Source organism: Chryseobacterium sp. SIMBA_038, assembly GCF_046535115.1.
In the GTDB taxonomy this organism is placed as follows: domain Bacteria; phylum Bacteroidota; class Bacteroidia; order Flavobacteriales; family Weeksellaceae; genus Chryseobacterium.
The window spans coordinates 453,716-470,220 of the sequence record NZ_JAWRXH010000002.1; the positions used below are offsets into that span (position 1 = coordinate 453,716).

Genomic DNA, 16,505 nt, shown 5'->3' on the forward strand with positions numbered 1-16,505 from the left:
AATTAAAAGTCTAAATAAAGTACTTTGATATAAATTTTACTGTCTTCTTTTTCCCAAATATCCATCATTCCGTCTTTTAAAGCTTTAGAACCTCTTGTGTAATCCTGTCCTATATTCAACATATTCAGAAGAATATACTCATCTCCCACGCTGTTTACAGCATATGCCGTTTTTTCAGATTTTCCGTCTCCGGAAGCCTTCATAGCGTCTGCAAGCAAACGGAATTGTCCTAAATGATGCGTGAAATTACTCCCATCCTTCAGAGAATCATACGCACGCAGCAAAATAAGAAGAACATCCAGATTGGTAGGATCTTTATCATAAAGAACCTTGCCTAATTTTACGCATTCTTCAAAATTTTTATCCTTGAAAGCTTCTGCAAGCTTCTTAAAATCATCATCTAAAGTAGAAATTTTATCTTTCCTGAAATTTCTTCCATAATAAAGATATTGCGCTTCTATACTGTCTAAAGATTTGGGATATCCCTTATATTTAAAGATCAGTTTTTCGTAATTATACGGAGACTGAGCATTCGTAAGGCTTTTTTCAATACTTTTGAAATCGATTTTTGATTTTTGACTAAAACCAAAAACCGACACAAAAAGAAGTAAAAGGAAAAAGTGATATTTCATTACTCGTTGGTTTCTTCTTCCTCATCATTATCGAAATATTCGAAAAGGAAATCATTGTAAGGAAATCTTGCTATATGAATTTTCATTACCTCATCGTAGATCATTTTTTTCATTTCCGGGAAGTTTTCTTTCGTTAAAGCCGAGATGAAAACCGTTGGATGCTTAGATTTCCCCATCCATGTTTTTTGCCATTCTTCTAAAGAAACATTTCTTTTTGTAGATGGCGTTAAATCGTCATCATCTTTTTTATCATAGCTGAAATCATCAATTTTATTGAAAACCATGATCATCGGTTTTTGATGCGCATTGATTTCCATTAACGTATTGTTTACAGATTCTATATGATCTTCAAAACTTTCATGAGAAATATCTACAACATGAATCAACAAATCCGCTTCACGAACCTCATCAAGAGTTGATTTGAAGGATTCAACAAGCTGTGTTGGTAATTTTCTGATAAATCCTACTGTATCTGTCAATAGAAACGGTAAATTACCAATCACCACTTTTCTTACTGTAGTATCCAGCGTTGCAAATAATTTATTTTCAGCGAAAACATCAGATTTTGACAAAGCATTCATCAATGTAGATTTTCCAACATTGGTGTATCCTACCAAAGCAGCACGAACAACCTTTCCACGGTTATTACGTTGGGTAGCCATTTGCCTGTCGATTGTTTTCAGTTTATCCTTCAATAAGGAAATTCGGTCACGGATGATACGACGGTCGGTTTCAATCTCAGTTTCCCCGGGTCCTCTCATCCCAATTCCCCCTTTCTGACGCTCTAAGTGAGTCCACATTCTTGTCAGTCGAGGTAAAAGATATTGATATTGCGCCAACTCAACCTGAGTTCTTGCATAAGAAGTCTGCGCTCTTTGGGCAAAAATATCAAGGATAAGATTGGTTCTGTCCAGGATTTTTACTTCTATTTCTTTTTCAAGATTTTTAAGCTGAGATGGAGATAATTCATCATCAAAAATGATGGTTCCTATCCCGTTTTCCTTTACATATTCTTTTATTTCCTGAGCTTTTCCGCTCCCGATAAAGGTCTTGGAATCAGGCTGAGTTAATTTTTGAGTAAACCTTTTTTGTATGGTAGCTCCAGCTGTGAAAGCCAAAAACTCCAATTCATCCATATATTCCGTAAGCTTATCTTCGTCTTGGTTCTGAGTAATAACACCCACCAAAATAGCTTTTTCGTAATTATGTTCTTTCTTGTCTAGCATTAAATTCTGTCTATGTTTGTGAGATTTACAAGTTACCATTTTCAGAAGAAAAAACAAAATCATTTTTTAAATCTTGAAAGATTTTAATGTTAATTTAAGTTTACAATACAATTGATTTATAGAAATTTAATAACTTTATGAAGTAATTTTTTGAGTTTAATAATTAAATTTTAATCAATTACATAAAAACTAACATTCCGAGAATCATGATTACCAATATTAGATGTATGATCATTGATGGTGATGAGCTAGACAGACTGGTTCTGCATCATCATATCAAACAATATGAGAATATAGAAATTGTTGCTTCTTTTGATTCAGCGGAAAAAGCGATTCCCTATCTCGGACTTCCTATTGATCTTTTATTCATCGAAGCTAAACTCCCCGGCATGAATGGACTGGAATTCAGGAAACTAGCTCATAAAATCCCAATTTGCATTTTTGTAAGTTCTCACCCTGAATTTGCTATTGATACTTTCGAAATCAACACATTAGATTTTATTTCAAAACCTTTAAAAACAGAACGTTTTCATCACTCCATGCAAAAGCTTTTCAATTATTTTGAAATGAAAGAAAAAAGCGACTGCTTTGATACTTTACTCGGCGAAAACAGCATTAAAATAAAAGAAAACGGCAACATTTTCCAAGTTAAAATAACCGACATTCTTTATCTTGAAGCATTAAAAGACTATACAAGAATCATCACTTCCGAAAAAAAGCACTGTATTCTAGACTCAATTGGGAATCTTCTTCATAAAAACTCTTTCGATTCTTTTGTGAGAATTCATAGAAGCTACGCTGTTCCGCGACACTTGATCAGAAGTAAAAACACACATGAAGTTGAGCTGGTTCATCAAATCAAACTTCCAATCGGAAGAACTTACAAAGACAACCTTTCTTTTTTTGATTCTCAATCTTAAAAAGAAAGCCACTCTAACCTATTGGTTTATAAATAAATTGTTAACAATATTTCACTAATCGTCGTTCGTCGATTATTTCGGTCGTTTGTCTATTTTCCAAATATACGGCCGTGATATGTGGTAATTTAGTCTTCCAAAATTTCCACAAATTTTAGGAAAAAACCAATTAATAACCACAAAACTATTTTACATGAAAAGAACATCTATTTACTGTTTCTTTCTCATTCCGCTCACCGTATCCGTCAGCCTGCTGAAAGCACAATCAGTAGTCTTGGCAACGGGAGCGAATGCTACAGGAGGCGCAGGATCCGTTTCTTACAGTGTAGGGCAAACTACTTACCTTGTGAAAGGTACCAATCAGGTTTTGGAAGGCGTACAACAGGCCTACGAAATTACCACCCTCGCTACCAGTGAAACGTCATCAGCTGAAAAAGACATTTTAATTTATCCTAACCCATTTAAAGACTTTCTGTTTTTAGATTTCACCACAAACAGCTACAAAGGAGCCGAGTATTCACTATTCGACGCTCAGGGAAAATTAATTAAAAGGGATAAAATTACTCAGTCAAAATCTGAGTTCAATTTTTCTTCACTACCATCCGCCATGTATATCATCAGGATCAACCAAAACGGAGAAAACATCAAAACATTTAAAATCATTAAAAAATAACTACCATGAAAAAAATATTATTAACGGTCGGGATTATGCTGGGCTCCTTTTTAGCTTATGCACAAGTACCCGAAAAAATGAGTTATCAGGCCATTATGCGAAATGGCTCAGGTCAAATTTTATCCAATCAGGCTATTGCCGTTCGAGTAAGTGTATTACAGGGATCTCCGGCAGGAGCTGCCGTATATTCTGAAAGACTAACAGGAAATACCAACGTAAACGGTCTTGTAACCCTTGAAATTGGTGCAGGAACTGTTCTTACAGGAACTTTCAACACCATCAACTGGTCTACAGGAAATTATTATTTAAAAACAGAAACAGATCCAGCAGGCGGAACTAACTATACGATCGCAGGAACAAGTCAATTATTAAGTGTTCCTTACGCCATGTATGCAAAAACAGCAGGCGGAGGTGGCGGAAGTTTCGCAATACCTTATACTAATACAGTAAATAATGCCGGAACACTTTTCACATTAATCAATGACGGAGACGGAACTTCTGTAGAAGGTATAAATAATACAACAACTTCCAGTATTGCCGCCGTTCGTGGAACTGTTAACAATACAGCTGCCGGCGGATTCTCTTCAGGAGTTCGAGGTATTAATAATGGTACAGGAGGTCTAGGTGTAGGTGTTTGGGGAAGTCAAAACGGAAGCGGATGGGGAGTTTATGGTGTTACACCTGGCGGTATTGGGGTTTACGGAAATTCATCAGCAGCTGGATACGGAGTATATGCCAACAGTAACACAGGAACTGGTCTTAATGCAACAAGTACCAATGGTATTGCCGCTAATATTTCAATATTAAATAATGCTAATTCCAGCAATGTTCTCAACGCTTCAACGCTAGGAAACGGAACTGTTATTAATGTTTCCTCATCAGGAACCGGAGCAGGTGTATTAAGTTCTACAGGAAGTGGGTTTGCTGTACAGGGAATTACCTCTCAGCAAACTTCTGCAGGTATCATAGGAGATAATAATGGAGCAGGTGAAGCTGTTGTTGGTAGAACAACCAGCAATATTGCCGGAGCTGTAGTCGGTAGAAACGATGGCGGAGGTTACGGTGTAAGAGGTTTTGTTGCTACCAATACAACAGGAACAGGTATCGGAGTTTTTGGTCAAGTCGGAATAAACAGTAGTAAAGGACGTGCAGGACGTTTTGAAAATACCAATGCTTCCAATGATATAAATAATACTTTCGAGGTAGAAACCAACGGTGCAGGAAATATTCCTGACAATACCCAAGGTAATGCTGCATCCTTTTTAGTTGACAATACGAATAGTGTTGGCGCAGCAGTAAGAGGTGAAGTCAATAGCATCTTCGGAAACTTTGGTGCAGCAGGTATTTTTGGTGTTTCTTCTGGAACTGGAGGTCGTGCCGGATTATTTTATGCATCAAATCCAAGTGGAAATGGAGCAGGATTAATTTCTTTAACAGATGGTAATGGTGATGCTATTGTTGCCAATGCCGGAAAAGACGGTGATGCAGTAGAAGCTAATGTTGACGGAGCCGGGCGTGCGATCTATGGCTGGACTCCAACATTCAGTTTAGGGAAACCAGCTGAATTTCAAAACTTTAATACATCAAATACAAATTCTGTAATTACTGCAAAAACAGTCGGAAATGGTATGGCCGGAGATTTCTTCGTAGATAACACCAATGGTACTTCTGCAGCGGTACATGGTAAAGTGAATTCTATATTTGCCAATTTCGGAACAGCGGGAGTTTATGGTGAATCTATTGGTACCGGAGGTTTTGCAGGCTTATTCTATCAAAGAAATCCGGCAGGAAATGGCCCCGCTCTAATCGCGTTATCAGAAGGAAACGGAAATGGAATTACTGCCAATGCCGGCGGTAGTGGTGATGGTGTAGAATCCACAGTAGACGGAACCGGTAACGCCATTTATGGATGGGTTCCCAACTTTGGTACAGGTAAAGCCGGTAGATTTGCCAACTTTAATAACGCCAACGGTCAGCCAGTAGTACATATAACGACCACTGGTACAGGATCTACTCTACTTGTTAATCATCAAGGGCCATCAGGTAGTATTGCTACTTATCAAAGCACCTCAACAAATGTGGCTCGTATCGATAAAACAGGAAAAGGATTCTTCAACGGTGGAACCCAGAACAGTGGCGCCGATTTAGCTGAAGCCTTTGATGTTGAAGGAAATACTTCAGAATACGAACCAGGTGATATTTTAGTAATTTCAACTGATACCGACAGAACGGTAGAAAAATCTTCAAAACCATATTCTAATCTTGTTGCCGGAGTTTACGCTACAAAACCTGGAGTTCTTTTAACTGAAGAAAATATAGATTCTGAATTAATCGGAAAAGTTCCAATGGGTGTAATTGGAGTTATTCCGACAAAAGTTTGTCTTCAGGGCGGCGCTATAAAAAGAGGTGATCTTTTGGTAACCTCATCAAAATCCGGGGTTGCTATGAAAGCTAACATCAAAAAAGTGAAAATCGGACAAGTGATTGGAAAAGCACTTCAAGATTATGACCAAGACGGAATCGGAAAAATAAAAGTACTTGTAAACATTAAATAAACGATCATGAAATCATTATATATCATCGCATTATTAACATTGAGTGTAAGCATTTATGCTCAGGAAAGTAAAAAAACTTCCGAACTGCAGGATCAGGCACAAGTTGTAAAAGAGCTTAAGGAGCATGATGCCCAGATGCTGAAAAGCAGTCAGGAAAACGCTCAGAAAAAACAAACTCAGACTGTAACTTTAGCTTCTGAACAAGGTCTTGAAGTTAAAAAAGAGGCAAAAACACAACCATCAAGTAATAATTCAGGGAAATTACTGCCCAACACGGCAAGTTTAGAAGAAATTTTAGCAACAGTTCCCAACAGACAGGCACGTAAGGCAAATAATTCTAGGAACACAAATCAAAATGTACAAGGATTACCCAACACGGCAACCTTGCAGGAGATCAAGAAAACAATTCCTAAAAACTAATAACAAAACTAGATTTTTCAACAAAAAGAAAGTCCATCTAACAAGGTGGACTTTTTATATTTTTAAAACTGAATTATTTAAATATTTACAATTAAAACAGACACTTTGTCATGCTGGAAGCATCTCTACAAACTTTATTTAGATTCCTCCAGAATGACAAACTTTGCGTTAAAATATGACTATTAAAATTAATCCCAATCCGCAGCAACAAATTTCATTGTATTTCCATGATCATCCGACAACGTAAGAAAATGCCCTTCAACCAAATATTTCGTCATGTTTTGAAAACTTTTTGAAAATTTGGTTTCCAAGTCCATATTTTGACATGCTTTCATTGTACTTCCAACTCCTGAAATCTTCACTTTTCCATTGTTCTTAAACTCTGAAGAGAAGAACATATTGTTGCATCCCATAAAAGCACTTCCACGGATTTTACCGTTTTCCTTAGGAGCTGTTAAATTAATGCCCGCTTTATTCTTAATTAATTCATTTTTAGTGAAATTATCTAAAGAAATCAGCATCCATTCTCTTTGGATATGCGGATTTTTAACCTGTACTGTAGAGCAATTAAAGAGTAAACCTAAAAACAAAACAGTGAAAACTGAGAGCAATATTTTTTTCATACATTCCAGAATCCCATTTTCATACCATTCAGAAGCAGAATCCCATAAAAATTAGTAAATTAGCGACACAAAAATTATTATATAAAATGAAAAGACTATTTCTACTATTCACTTTCTTGTTGGGCTTCGCTCAGATGAGGGCGGATGAGGGGATGTGGCTGTTAATGCTCATCAAAAGATTAAATGGTGTTGACATGCAAAAAGAAGGTTTGCATTTAACCCCTGAAGAGATTTATTCAGTAAACAACTCAAGTATGAAGGATGCTATCGTAAGTTTCGGTGGTTTCTGTACTGGGGAAATTGTTTCTGACAAAGGACTTATTTTCACAAACCACCACTGTGGTTACGGTGCTGTTGCAGCAGCTTCTACTCCGGAGAAAGACTATTTGAAGAATGGTTTCTGGGCAATGAAGCAGAAAGATGAGTTTAATGCAAAAGATCTTTATGTAAGATTTTTAGTTAGAATGGATGATGCTACGCAGAGAATCAATTCTAAACTGAACAATAAAATGACCGGAGAAGAGAGAAAAGCTGTGATTGATGCTGAAACTAAAGCAATCCAGACTGAAAACTCTGAAAACGGAAAATATACAGTAGTTGTAAGAGACTTCTTCAACGGAAACGAATTCTATTATTTCGTTTACCAAGATTACAAAGATGTAAGATTAGTAGGTGCACCGCCATCATCTTTAGGAAAATTCGGAGGTGATACAGATAACTGGGAATGGCCAAGACATACTGCAGACTTTACAGTTTTCAGAGTATATGCTGATGCTGCAGGAAACCCTGCGGAATTTGCTCCAACAAACGTTCCTTTAAAACCTAAACATTTCTTACCTGTTTCTCTTAAAGGAGTTAAGCCAGGTGATTTCTCAATGATCCTAGGTTACCCGGGAAGAACAAACCGTTATTTGACTTCTTACGGAATTCAGCAAATGGTTAATAAAGATTACCCGGCTTGGGTTGAGGCTTCTAAATTAGCGATGGACGTTATGAAGAAGTACATGGATAAAGACAAAGGAACTCAATTAAACTATGCTTCTCAGTACGCTTCTGTTGCCAACTACTGGAAAAACAGACAAGGAACAATTGATGCCGTTATCAAAAACGGAACAATTACAGACAAGCAAAAAGTAGAAGAAGCATTCAAAACATGGGCTGTACAGCCTGCAAACGTTGCAGAAAACGAAACTGTCTTAGATGATATCGCTACTTATTACAAGCAGGTTTCTAAAAGAAATGTTGAGAGAAATTATATGTCTCAGCTTTCAAGAAACTCAAAATATATCAGTCTTGCTTACCAGTTAGGAGCTGTTCTTAAAGCTTACGCTGCACAAGATATGGCAGGAAGATTGGCTATGAAGCCTAAAGTAGATGCTGCTGTAAAAGCTGCTTACGAAAACATCAATACAAACCTTGAAGGTGAAATGTTAAACTCTATGGTTAACCTTTACCAGACAAGAGTAGATAAAGATGTTGCTTCTGCTACCATTATGGGATTGGATGCTAAGAACTTATCAAACGTTGCTTATTCATCTATTTTCGCTAACAAAACTTCTGCTACGAACTTTGTTTTGAAACCGGATGCTTTAAAATTAGATGCAGATCCGCTTCTTAAGATCGCTAACGGTGTAGCAACAGATCAAAGATTATCTGGAGAGAGATTCTCTAAAATTGATGACAATTTTGCTAAAAACAACCGTCTTTTCTTAGCTGGTTTAATGAAGGCTATGCCTGAGAAAAAATTCTATCCGGATGCTAACTCTACAATGAGATTAACTTACGGAACTGTAGATAAATTGCCAATCAGAACAGATAGAAACTATTTCGGTGTTACTGATAACTATTATACAGATATGGCTGGTCTTGTAGGTAAATACAAGAAAGGTGATGAAGAATTTGACCTTCCACAAAGAGTTATTGACCTTTACAACATGAGCGACTTCGGTCAGTATGCTGATGCTAAAGGTTACATGCCAGTAAACTTCCTTTCAAACAATGATATTACGGGTGGTAACTCTGGTTCTCCTGTAATTGACGGAGACGGAAATCTTATCGGTATCGCATTCGACGGAAACAGTGAAGCTTTAAGTGGTGACATCGTTTTCGAACAAGAGTGGCAAAAAACAATCAACGTTGACGTTCGTTTTGTTCTTTGGACAATCGACAAGTACGCTGGTGCAAGAAGATTGATCGACGAGCTAAAATTAGTAAGAGACGAAAACACTCCTGCTGATACAAAAACAAAAGCTGCGAAACCTGAGCATGCAAAAACAACAGGTAAAAGCAAAAAATAATCTTCATTGAATATATTTTTGAAAACCGCGAAATTTTATTTCGCGGTTTTTTTAGTCCTAAATATTTAAAATTGAATCAATTAAACAAATAAAAAAGAAAATAATATAATTTTTTTGTCAGGTTTTTAAAAAGCCCTCGTCTATGGTTGTAAGAATATAATTATAACTATAAAAAAATTATTATGAAAAAAAACATCTTTAAAATCGCTTCATTATCAACAGGTATTATGACAATATTCGCACTTACCTCTTGTGATAACAGAGATATAATAGAAAATTATTCGGCAGAAAAAACCATCACTTTTGAGAACGTTGTAACACCAAAAGATTTTGTACAAAGCGGAGAAATTCCAGGAGTTACTTTTTTTGCTCCTGCCGGACATAAAGTTATTTTACCCGGAGAATCTCAAACAATAACCTTCAGCGCAGGAAAAGCTCAGGCATTGATGTTTGCAACCATGTACGGAGCTTCAAAAGATTGGTTTTTTGCTTCGAAACAACCCGGTATAAAACTATTTGACAGTAACGGAAATGCCATAACCGGAGACGTTTCTTCGGAAGTTCAATTATGGGACAACGGAAGTAAAACTAATACTTCAGGGCAGCCGGAAAGTTTACCTATCGCATTGGTTCCCGGTATAAATGCGTCTCAACTTGTAAAACTAAACCTTGCTTACAATGATGTTACTTCTAGATTTACATTAACCATTACCAACACTTCCACAGGTACCGCAAACGAAACTCCTCTTTCTCCGGGTGTTTGGGCAGTTTCTAATTACAACGGTTCACAATTGGTAAATTCAGCACCATTTTTTACGCCAAACGCTTTAACAAATCCTGAAATTACAGATATCGCACAAACAGGCACCATCGATAAAATGATCACGAAATTGAATGCCAATACAGGAATTATAACCGGACTGTCACCTGCTTTGGTTATTGTTTACAGCGGTGATAAAAATCCAATTTATGAATTAGGAAAAGTAGATGACGGAAAAGGATTAAAAGAAATTGCACAATTCGGAAATGCAATGAAGCTTCAAAACAGCTTAAAATCTGTTCCGAATGTGAAAGGAATTTATGTTGCCGGAAGCGCGCCAGTTGCACCCGGAAATAAAGTAAGTACCAAAATTCAGGTAAATCCAGGAGATAAGATTGCTTATGTAACCATGTTTGGATTTTCTAACGACTGGTTTTATGCTAACGAACAAAGTATTGATGCCAACGCAGCAGGTGATCTAACTTCTAAGACATCTTTATTTGATTCGGGAACAGGTATCGATCAATATCCCGGAGCAGGAAATCATCAGGCTTTATTTGGAGGAACTCCACAAGCTGAGAACGCCGCGATTTCTAAAGTAGGAAATCAGTTTCCGAATCCAAGTGTTCAGAATGTTTTGAAAGTGACAATTAATTAATCTAAAAAACATTCAAAATCAATAATAAAAACCGTCTCGCAATAATAAAAAACGAGACGGTTTTCCTTTTTAAATAGAGAATATAGATTTTTTAACTACACATTCCAAAACTCTCTATCTAAACTTCTATACTGTATTGCTTCAGAAATATGATGAGACAAAATATTTTGAGACTCTTCCAAATCGGCAATTGTTCTGGCTACTTTTAGAATTCGGTCATAGGCTCTTGCGGAAAGATTCAGTTTTTCCATGGCTAATTTTATGAGATTAAATGAGGATTGATCCAGTTCACAGAATTTTTCAATTTCCTTTGGTCCGATTTGAGCGTTATAACTAATTTCCAGGTCTTTATATCGTTCACCCTGAATCTCACGGGCAATTAAAACACGTTTTCTGATATCTTCACTTTTTTCGCCTTTCCTTTTTTCTGCGAGTTGTTCAAATTCAACTTTTTGAACTTCAATATGAATATCAATTCTATCTAAAAGCGGTCCGGAAAGTTTATTCATATATCGCTGCATTTCGTAGACAGATGAGGTATTGTTGGGATCATCAGGGAAAAACCCGCTCGGACTTGGGTTCATGGAAGCCACCAACATAAAACTCGAAGGATAATTTACCGTAAATCGGGCTCTGGAAATGGTTACTTCACGGTCTTCCAAGGGTTGTCGCATCACTTCAAGAACCGTTCTTTTGAATTCCGGCATTTCATCTAAAAATAAAACACCGTTGTGAGCAAGAGAAATTTCGCCGGGTTGAGGGTAACTTCCGCTGTATATTTGCAAAGTAAATGCAAAATGTTATGGCAAAATCGCTCACATTCGCACTTACTTTGCAAATTTATTCACAAAGTAAGCGCGAGCAAATTTAATTTCTTACCTTAGATGAAACAATTCATACAAAATAAGGTGAGAAAAATTGGATTAAAGCACAGCTCACTTTCTGGAAGTTTTTTCAGTGCTAAAAATAATAAAGAAGTTCAGTTTGAATCCTCATTAGAAAGGGATTTTATTTATCTGCTCGAAATGGATTGGATTATAGAATCGTATTATGAGCAACCTGTAACTATTTATTATTCTGATGCAGAAAACAAACAACGTTCATACACACCAGATTTCCTATTTTACTGGCACCACCGATTCTCTTCGAAGGGTGCAAAGCCTGTATTGGTTGAAATTAAGTACGTTGATGATTTACAGAAAAAAGAGCTTGAATACAAGCCTAAGTTTATTGCTGCTGAAGAATTTTGCACCTTAAACGGATATGAATTTAAAGTACTTACAGAGAAGGATATCAGAACTGAATATTTAGAAAATTGCAAGTTTCTCCATAGATATAAAAAAAATAGCTTTGATAATAATCATCCTGATATTCAGCTATTGTTAAAAAATATGTGTGAATTAATTTCTACTACCCCAAGAGAACTTATTCAAGTGAGCGCAAGAGACAAGTACAAACAAATGGAGCTTATATACTATATATGGTATATGGTATCAAAAAATATAATTAGATGCCTTTGGGAATATCCATTGACAATGGACTCTTCTATTTGGCTTGACGAACTATATGAAAACTACTATCCAAAATGAAACAGGAAATTTTTTATTTGAATGTAGGTCAGCAAATCATTTACAATGATATTTTATGTACAATTATTCGCAATGTCGATGTACGCAGGATAAGCATTGAGGAAAATGCAAGTGGTATTATACATACTGTAAATATAGGAGAAGTTTCTCCAGCTGAATCTGACAAAGAAATTATCAATAGGAATCTACTTGAAATTTCCGAGAAAGAATGGGAAATTGCACAAAACAGATTCCGAATTATAAGAGCTGCTATTGAAAATCGTGGTAATTTGAAGTTCATAGAAAAGGCTGCCGAAGAAGCAAAGGTTGATAAAGCAACAGTTTATAGATGGATCAATAGATATGAACAGACAGGAAGCATCATATCTATTTTAGGCAAAAAGAAAAATGGAGGTAGAGGAAAATCGAGATTACCTGAAGAGCTGGAGCAAATTATTCAAAAATGCATTAAAGAAATTTACCTTACATCCTCAAGGAAATCTATAAACTTTCTAATACGAGCAATTGGGTTTGAATGTAAAACATCTGGAATTAAGATCCCACACTCAACGACAATTAGAAGGAGAATAAATGAAATTTCAGAAGAAGAAAAAATCAAGCAACGATATGGAAAAAAGATCTCTGACAATAATTTTAAACCCATAAGAGGAAGCTTTCCACACGCAAATCACCCATTATCCGTTGTTCAAATAGATCATACTCCAGTTGATATTATATTAGTAGATGAAGTTTTTCGTCAACCATTTAACAGACCATACCTTACTGTTGCCATTGATGTTTACAGCAGGATGATTTTAGGTATTAATATATCATTTGATCCTCCCGGTGCAATGGGTACAGGATTATGTGTTTCTAATGCTATTTTAGGTAAAGAAAATTATCTTAGTAAACTCAATATCGATGGGTCATGGCCCTGTTGGGGAGTTATGGAAACAATCCATGTTGACAACGCAAAAGAATTCAGAGGTAATATGCTAAAAAGAGCATGTGAAAATTACGGAATGAATATTGAATTTCGCCCTGTTGCAACACCACATTATGGTGGACACATTGAAAGATTTTTAGGTTCATTTTCAAAAGCAGTTCATGATCTTCCAGGCACTACATTTTCAAATATTAATGAAAGATCTTCTTACAAATCAGAAAAAAAAGCATCATTTACATTAGCTGAATTTGAAAAGTGGATGGTAACCTACATTGTTAATATATACCATAAATCAATTCATTCAGGTATTGGAATGACACCTGAAGAAAAATACATTGATGGGATATTTGGTAATAATGACATTAAGGGAATTGGATTGCCACCAAGATTTCATAATGAACGAAAAGTTAGATTAGACTTCATGCCATACACAGAAAGGACAATCCAAGCAACCGGCGTAGTGATTGATCACATTCATTACTATGATGAAGTACTTCGAAAATACATAAATATAGAAAATAAAAAGCAAAGTCAAAAGAAATATTCATTTAGAATAAATCCGAAAGATATTAGCGTAATATATTTTTTTGACCCTGATACAAATGAATATTTTGAAATACCATACAGGGACGCAAGGCATCCCCCAATGTCTGTATGGGAATATAGAGCAGCTGTTAAAAAATGGAAAGAAGACAACAAAGGACCGATCAATCAAGATCACATATTTGAGACGTATAAAAAATTAGAAGAAATAGAGTTAAAAGCAATTAAGTCAACTAAAAAGTTGTCAAAAAATTCCAGAAGAATAATAAATAAGGAATTTACAAGTAAGGAATTTCTCGTTGAAAGTATATCCAAACTAAACAAGGATCTCGAACTGACTAAAGGTTCTCCAAACTATAAAAACTCCGGCGAAGATACTGTGAGTGCAACTGAGACGAATTTAAAACCATTTGAAAACTTAGATGATGAAGCATTTGACAGCTAAAACAAAAGAACTAGTACTTAATAGCACCTTAGAAGAGAAGATATCCTATTTAAGAAAGCAAAAATGGATTCCTTATCCTCAGGCAGACAAGATTATGGCAAAGCTGGAAGATTTAAAAAATTACCCCACCGTTGATAGAATGCCGAATCTACTTATTGTCGGGGAGACTAATAATGGAAAGACGGCACTCATTAATAAATTTTACAAAAAAAATAATCCTTACATACGTGAAGGGGAATATGACATCGTTGTTGCTCCTGTGATTGTTGTACAAGCACCAGCGGAGCCAGATGAGAAAAGCTTTTATAACAAGATATTGGAAATGTTGAATGCCCCAGTAATTAAGAGTGAAAATCCAGATTTCAAATTGCGTCGTATAATTTCCTTATTTAAAAAGCTTGAGATTAAGCTTATTATCATAGACGAGATACATCATGTGCTTGCAGGAAGTCCTCTTAAGCAAAGAGTCTTTTTAAATGTTCTAAAATATTTAAGTAATGAGCTCAAGATTTCAATAATTTGCGTAGGTATTAGAGATGCGTTTAATGTCATACAATCTGATTCACAGCTCGCTAATAGATTTGAGACAATGATTCTGGAAAGATGGAAAAACAACCAATCGTTCCTTCAACTTTTAATTAACTATGAAGCTTTGTTACCACTTGAAAACCCTTCCTATCTTACAGAAAACTCTATTGCCTCAAAAATTTTAGCAATGTCAGATGGACTAATTGGTGAGATTAACACCATATTAATTAAAGCTGGAGAGTTAGCCCTTAAAAGTGGGCTTAACAAAATAGACCATAAGATTTTGGACAATATTGATTATGTTTCGCCCGAAGATCGAAAAAAAATATTGCGTAGAAATATTTTGTAATGCCTTTTATAGATTCTCTTCAAAAAAATATTTGGGCGTTATACATACCACCATTCCCTGATGAACTTTTCAGTAGCTGGTATTTAAGATTAACACAGGCTCACGCTGTGAAGAGTCATTCCTTTGGAAAGTATTATTTCCCAGGTCAACAATTTTGGACACGAGATGTTGACAATATGCCTACGGATTACTTACGGAAGATTATATTTGATAGTACACCCCTAACTTATAATACAATTGAAAGTTTATTTTTAACTAGCTATCAGAGTTATTTATTTGAAAATCACAATCCTAATGGATTTACTTCAGGAATATTACCTCTTGGAATTGTTCACAGAAAACGTAAACATAAAGGACTTCTTTACTGTCCAAACTGTTTAAAAAACAACCCCTACTACAAGAAGAAATGGCGACTGACAATTTCTTATGTATGTTGCGATTGCGGAGTACTTCTCAAAGATTGCTGCCCTGAATGCAAAAACCCAATCGTTTTTCACCGATTAGAACAAGGCGATAAAAATAAAGTAACAATATTATCTTTAAGTTTATGCTCACATTGCAATTATGATTTGACAGAGAATTCAGTCAAAGCAACACAAATTCAACTTTTAAATCAATCAAATATTAATAACATTCTACAAGTTGGTTATTCAGACCATATTCAGTATAGCTTTCATTACTTCCATCTTTTTCAAAATATTACCAATCTTTTATCACGGAGAAATAATACTTGGGGACGATTACGTAAAGCATGTGAATTTGAATTTGGTCCACTTCCGGAAAGGGAAGAAAATTTTTATTTTTGGTCTGTCGAAGAAAGACTACCATTATTTGAAATTGCATGTAAAATTACAAACGATCATAGCTTCTTGAAATACCTAATAGTCAATTATAATCTAAGACTTAGTGAATTTAGTAAAGATTATAAGCTCCCCTATTCATTTGAAAAGATTTTTAAGGACTACTAACATCAAAAAAACTTCAAAAGAGAACGCCTAAGATTCAAATTATTAATTTGATTAAAACACAGCTCAAAATATATTAAAAATTTAAAATACAACAACTTATTAATTTTAACCATAAGCAATATAAGCAATATTAAATATTGGATATATTTAGTATAATTGAAATAATATAAATAATATAAATAATGTTTTAAAATTTTATTTCGAAATAGAGAAATTTGATTTACTATTTTTTTGAAAGAAATTATTCAGTACATTTGCGTAATTCACAATTAGAATATATAAGAATAAATAAAAAAAGAAAACCCACTAAAAGAACTGCAAATTACTATAGTGGATTTTATGTTACATTAAATAATGGTAAAGGAAAAATCTTTTATCCGTCACCCTTATTTTGTTG

Annotated in this window: 13 protein-coding genes and 1 pseudogene; 10 read left to right on the top strand and 4 right to left on the bottom strand. The window is 35.2% G+C overall.

The features are described 5' to 3' along the window. Positions 1 to 2: 2 nt before the first annotated feature. Positions 3 to 632, bottom strand: a complete 630-nt coding sequence (locus SB689_RS08220; RefSeq protein WP_410691637.1) for a DUF4919 domain-containing protein — start codon at positions 630 to 632, stop codon at positions 3 to 5. Further along, positions 632 to 1,858: a GTPase HflX gene (gene hflX / locus SB689_RS08225; protein ID WP_410692136.1), complete on the bottom strand. Its 1,227-nt coding sequence runs from the start codon at positions 1,856 to 1,858 to the stop codon at positions 632 to 634. Before hflX ends, SB689_RS08220 begins: the two co-directional genes overlap by 1 nt. Positions 1,859 to 2,064: 206 nt before the next feature. On the opposite strand from hflX, the gene SB689_RS08230 reads away from it, so the two are divergent. The 4 genes from SB689_RS08230 to SB689_RS08245 all read left to right on the top strand — a co-directional run bounded on the left by SB689_RS08230 (position 2,065) and on the right by SB689_RS08245 (position 6,423). Next, on the top strand, positions 2,065 to 2,778 hold the full coding sequence (locus tag SB689_RS08230; RefSeq protein WP_410691638.1) for a LytR/AlgR family response regulator transcription factor: 714 nt from the start codon (positions 2,065 to 2,067) through the stop codon (positions 2,776 to 2,778). A gap of 190 nt (positions 2,779 to 2,968) precedes the next feature. Then, complete coding sequence (locus tag SB689_RS08235) at positions 2,969 to 3,448, top strand: T9SS type A sorting domain-containing protein (protein ID WP_410691639.1); 480 nt, start codon at positions 2,969 to 2,971, stop codon at positions 3,446 to 3,448. 5 nt (positions 3,449 to 3,453) lie between these two features. Continuing rightward, positions 3,454 to 6,003 carry a beta strand repeat-containing protein gene (locus SB689_RS08240; RefSeq protein ID WP_410691640.1) on the top strand — a complete coding sequence of 850 codons (2,550 nt, stop codon included), beginning with the start codon at positions 3,454 to 3,456 and terminating at the stop codon, positions 6,001 to 6,003. 6 nt (positions 6,004 to 6,009) lie between these two features. Then, complete coding sequence (locus tag SB689_RS08245; RefSeq protein WP_410691641.1) at positions 6,010 to 6,423, top strand: hypothetical protein; 414 nt, start codon at positions 6,010 to 6,012, stop codon at positions 6,421 to 6,423. Between the two features lie 188 nt (positions 6,424 to 6,611). Here SB689_RS08245 and SB689_RS08250 read toward each other — a convergent pair whose 3' ends face one another. Then, entirely contained in the window at positions 6,612 to 7,046 is a 435-nt protein-coding gene (locus tag SB689_RS08250; protein WP_410691642.1) for an META domain-containing protein, read from the bottom strand. A gap of 86 nt (positions 7,047 to 7,132) precedes the next feature. Between SB689_RS08250 and SB689_RS08255 the strand changes: the two genes are divergently transcribed. Both SB689_RS08255 and SB689_RS08260 read left to right on the top strand, forming a co-directional pair. Beyond that, on the top strand, positions 7,133 to 9,343 hold the full coding sequence (locus tag SB689_RS08255; protein WP_410691643.1) for a S46 family peptidase: 2,211 nt from the start codon (positions 7,133 to 7,135) through the stop codon (positions 9,341 to 9,343). Between the two features lie 182 nt (positions 9,344 to 9,525). Next, on the top strand, positions 9,526 to 10,761 hold the full coding sequence (locus SB689_RS08260; protein WP_410691644.1) for a spondin domain-containing protein: 1,236 nt from the start codon (positions 9,526 to 9,528) through the stop codon (positions 10,759 to 10,761). Between the two features lie 95 nt (positions 10,762 to 10,856). On the opposite strand, the pseudogene SB689_RS08265 reads toward SB689_RS08260, so the two are convergent. Next, a pseudogene (locus SB689_RS08265) lies at positions 10,857 to 11,531 on the bottom strand (ATP-binding protein); the annotation flags it as partial. Between the two features lie 114 nt (positions 11,532 to 11,645). On the opposite strand from SB689_RS08265, the gene SB689_RS08270 reads away from it, so the two are divergent. The 4 genes from SB689_RS08270 to SB689_RS08285 are packed head-to-tail and all read left to right on the top strand — an operon-like array spanning position 11,646 to position 16,108. After that, entirely contained in the window at positions 11,646 to 12,350 is a 705-nt protein-coding gene (locus SB689_RS08270; RefSeq protein ID WP_410691645.1) for a TnsA endonuclease N-terminal domain-containing protein, read from the top strand. Then, positions 12,347 to 14,263: a helix-turn-helix domain-containing protein gene (locus SB689_RS08275; RefSeq protein WP_410691646.1), complete on the top strand. Its 1,917-nt coding sequence runs from the start codon at positions 12,347 to 12,349 to the stop codon at positions 14,261 to 14,263. The genes SB689_RS08270 and SB689_RS08275 overlap by 4 nt, the downstream gene beginning before the upstream one ends. Next, positions 14,244 to 15,140 carry a TniB family NTP-binding protein gene (locus SB689_RS08280; RefSeq protein ID WP_410691647.1) on the top strand — a complete coding sequence of 299 codons (897 nt, stop codon included), beginning with the start codon at positions 14,244 to 14,246 and terminating at the stop codon, positions 15,138 to 15,140. The genes SB689_RS08275 and SB689_RS08280 overlap by 20 nt, the downstream gene beginning before the upstream one ends. Next, positions 15,140 to 16,108, top strand: coding sequence for a TniQ family protein (locus SB689_RS08285; RefSeq protein ID WP_410691648.1), 969 nt, complete (start codon positions 15,140 to 15,142; stop codon positions 16,106 to 16,108). The genes SB689_RS08280 and SB689_RS08285 overlap by 1 nt, the downstream gene beginning before the upstream one ends. Positions 16,109 to 16,505 lie beyond the last annotated feature (397 nt).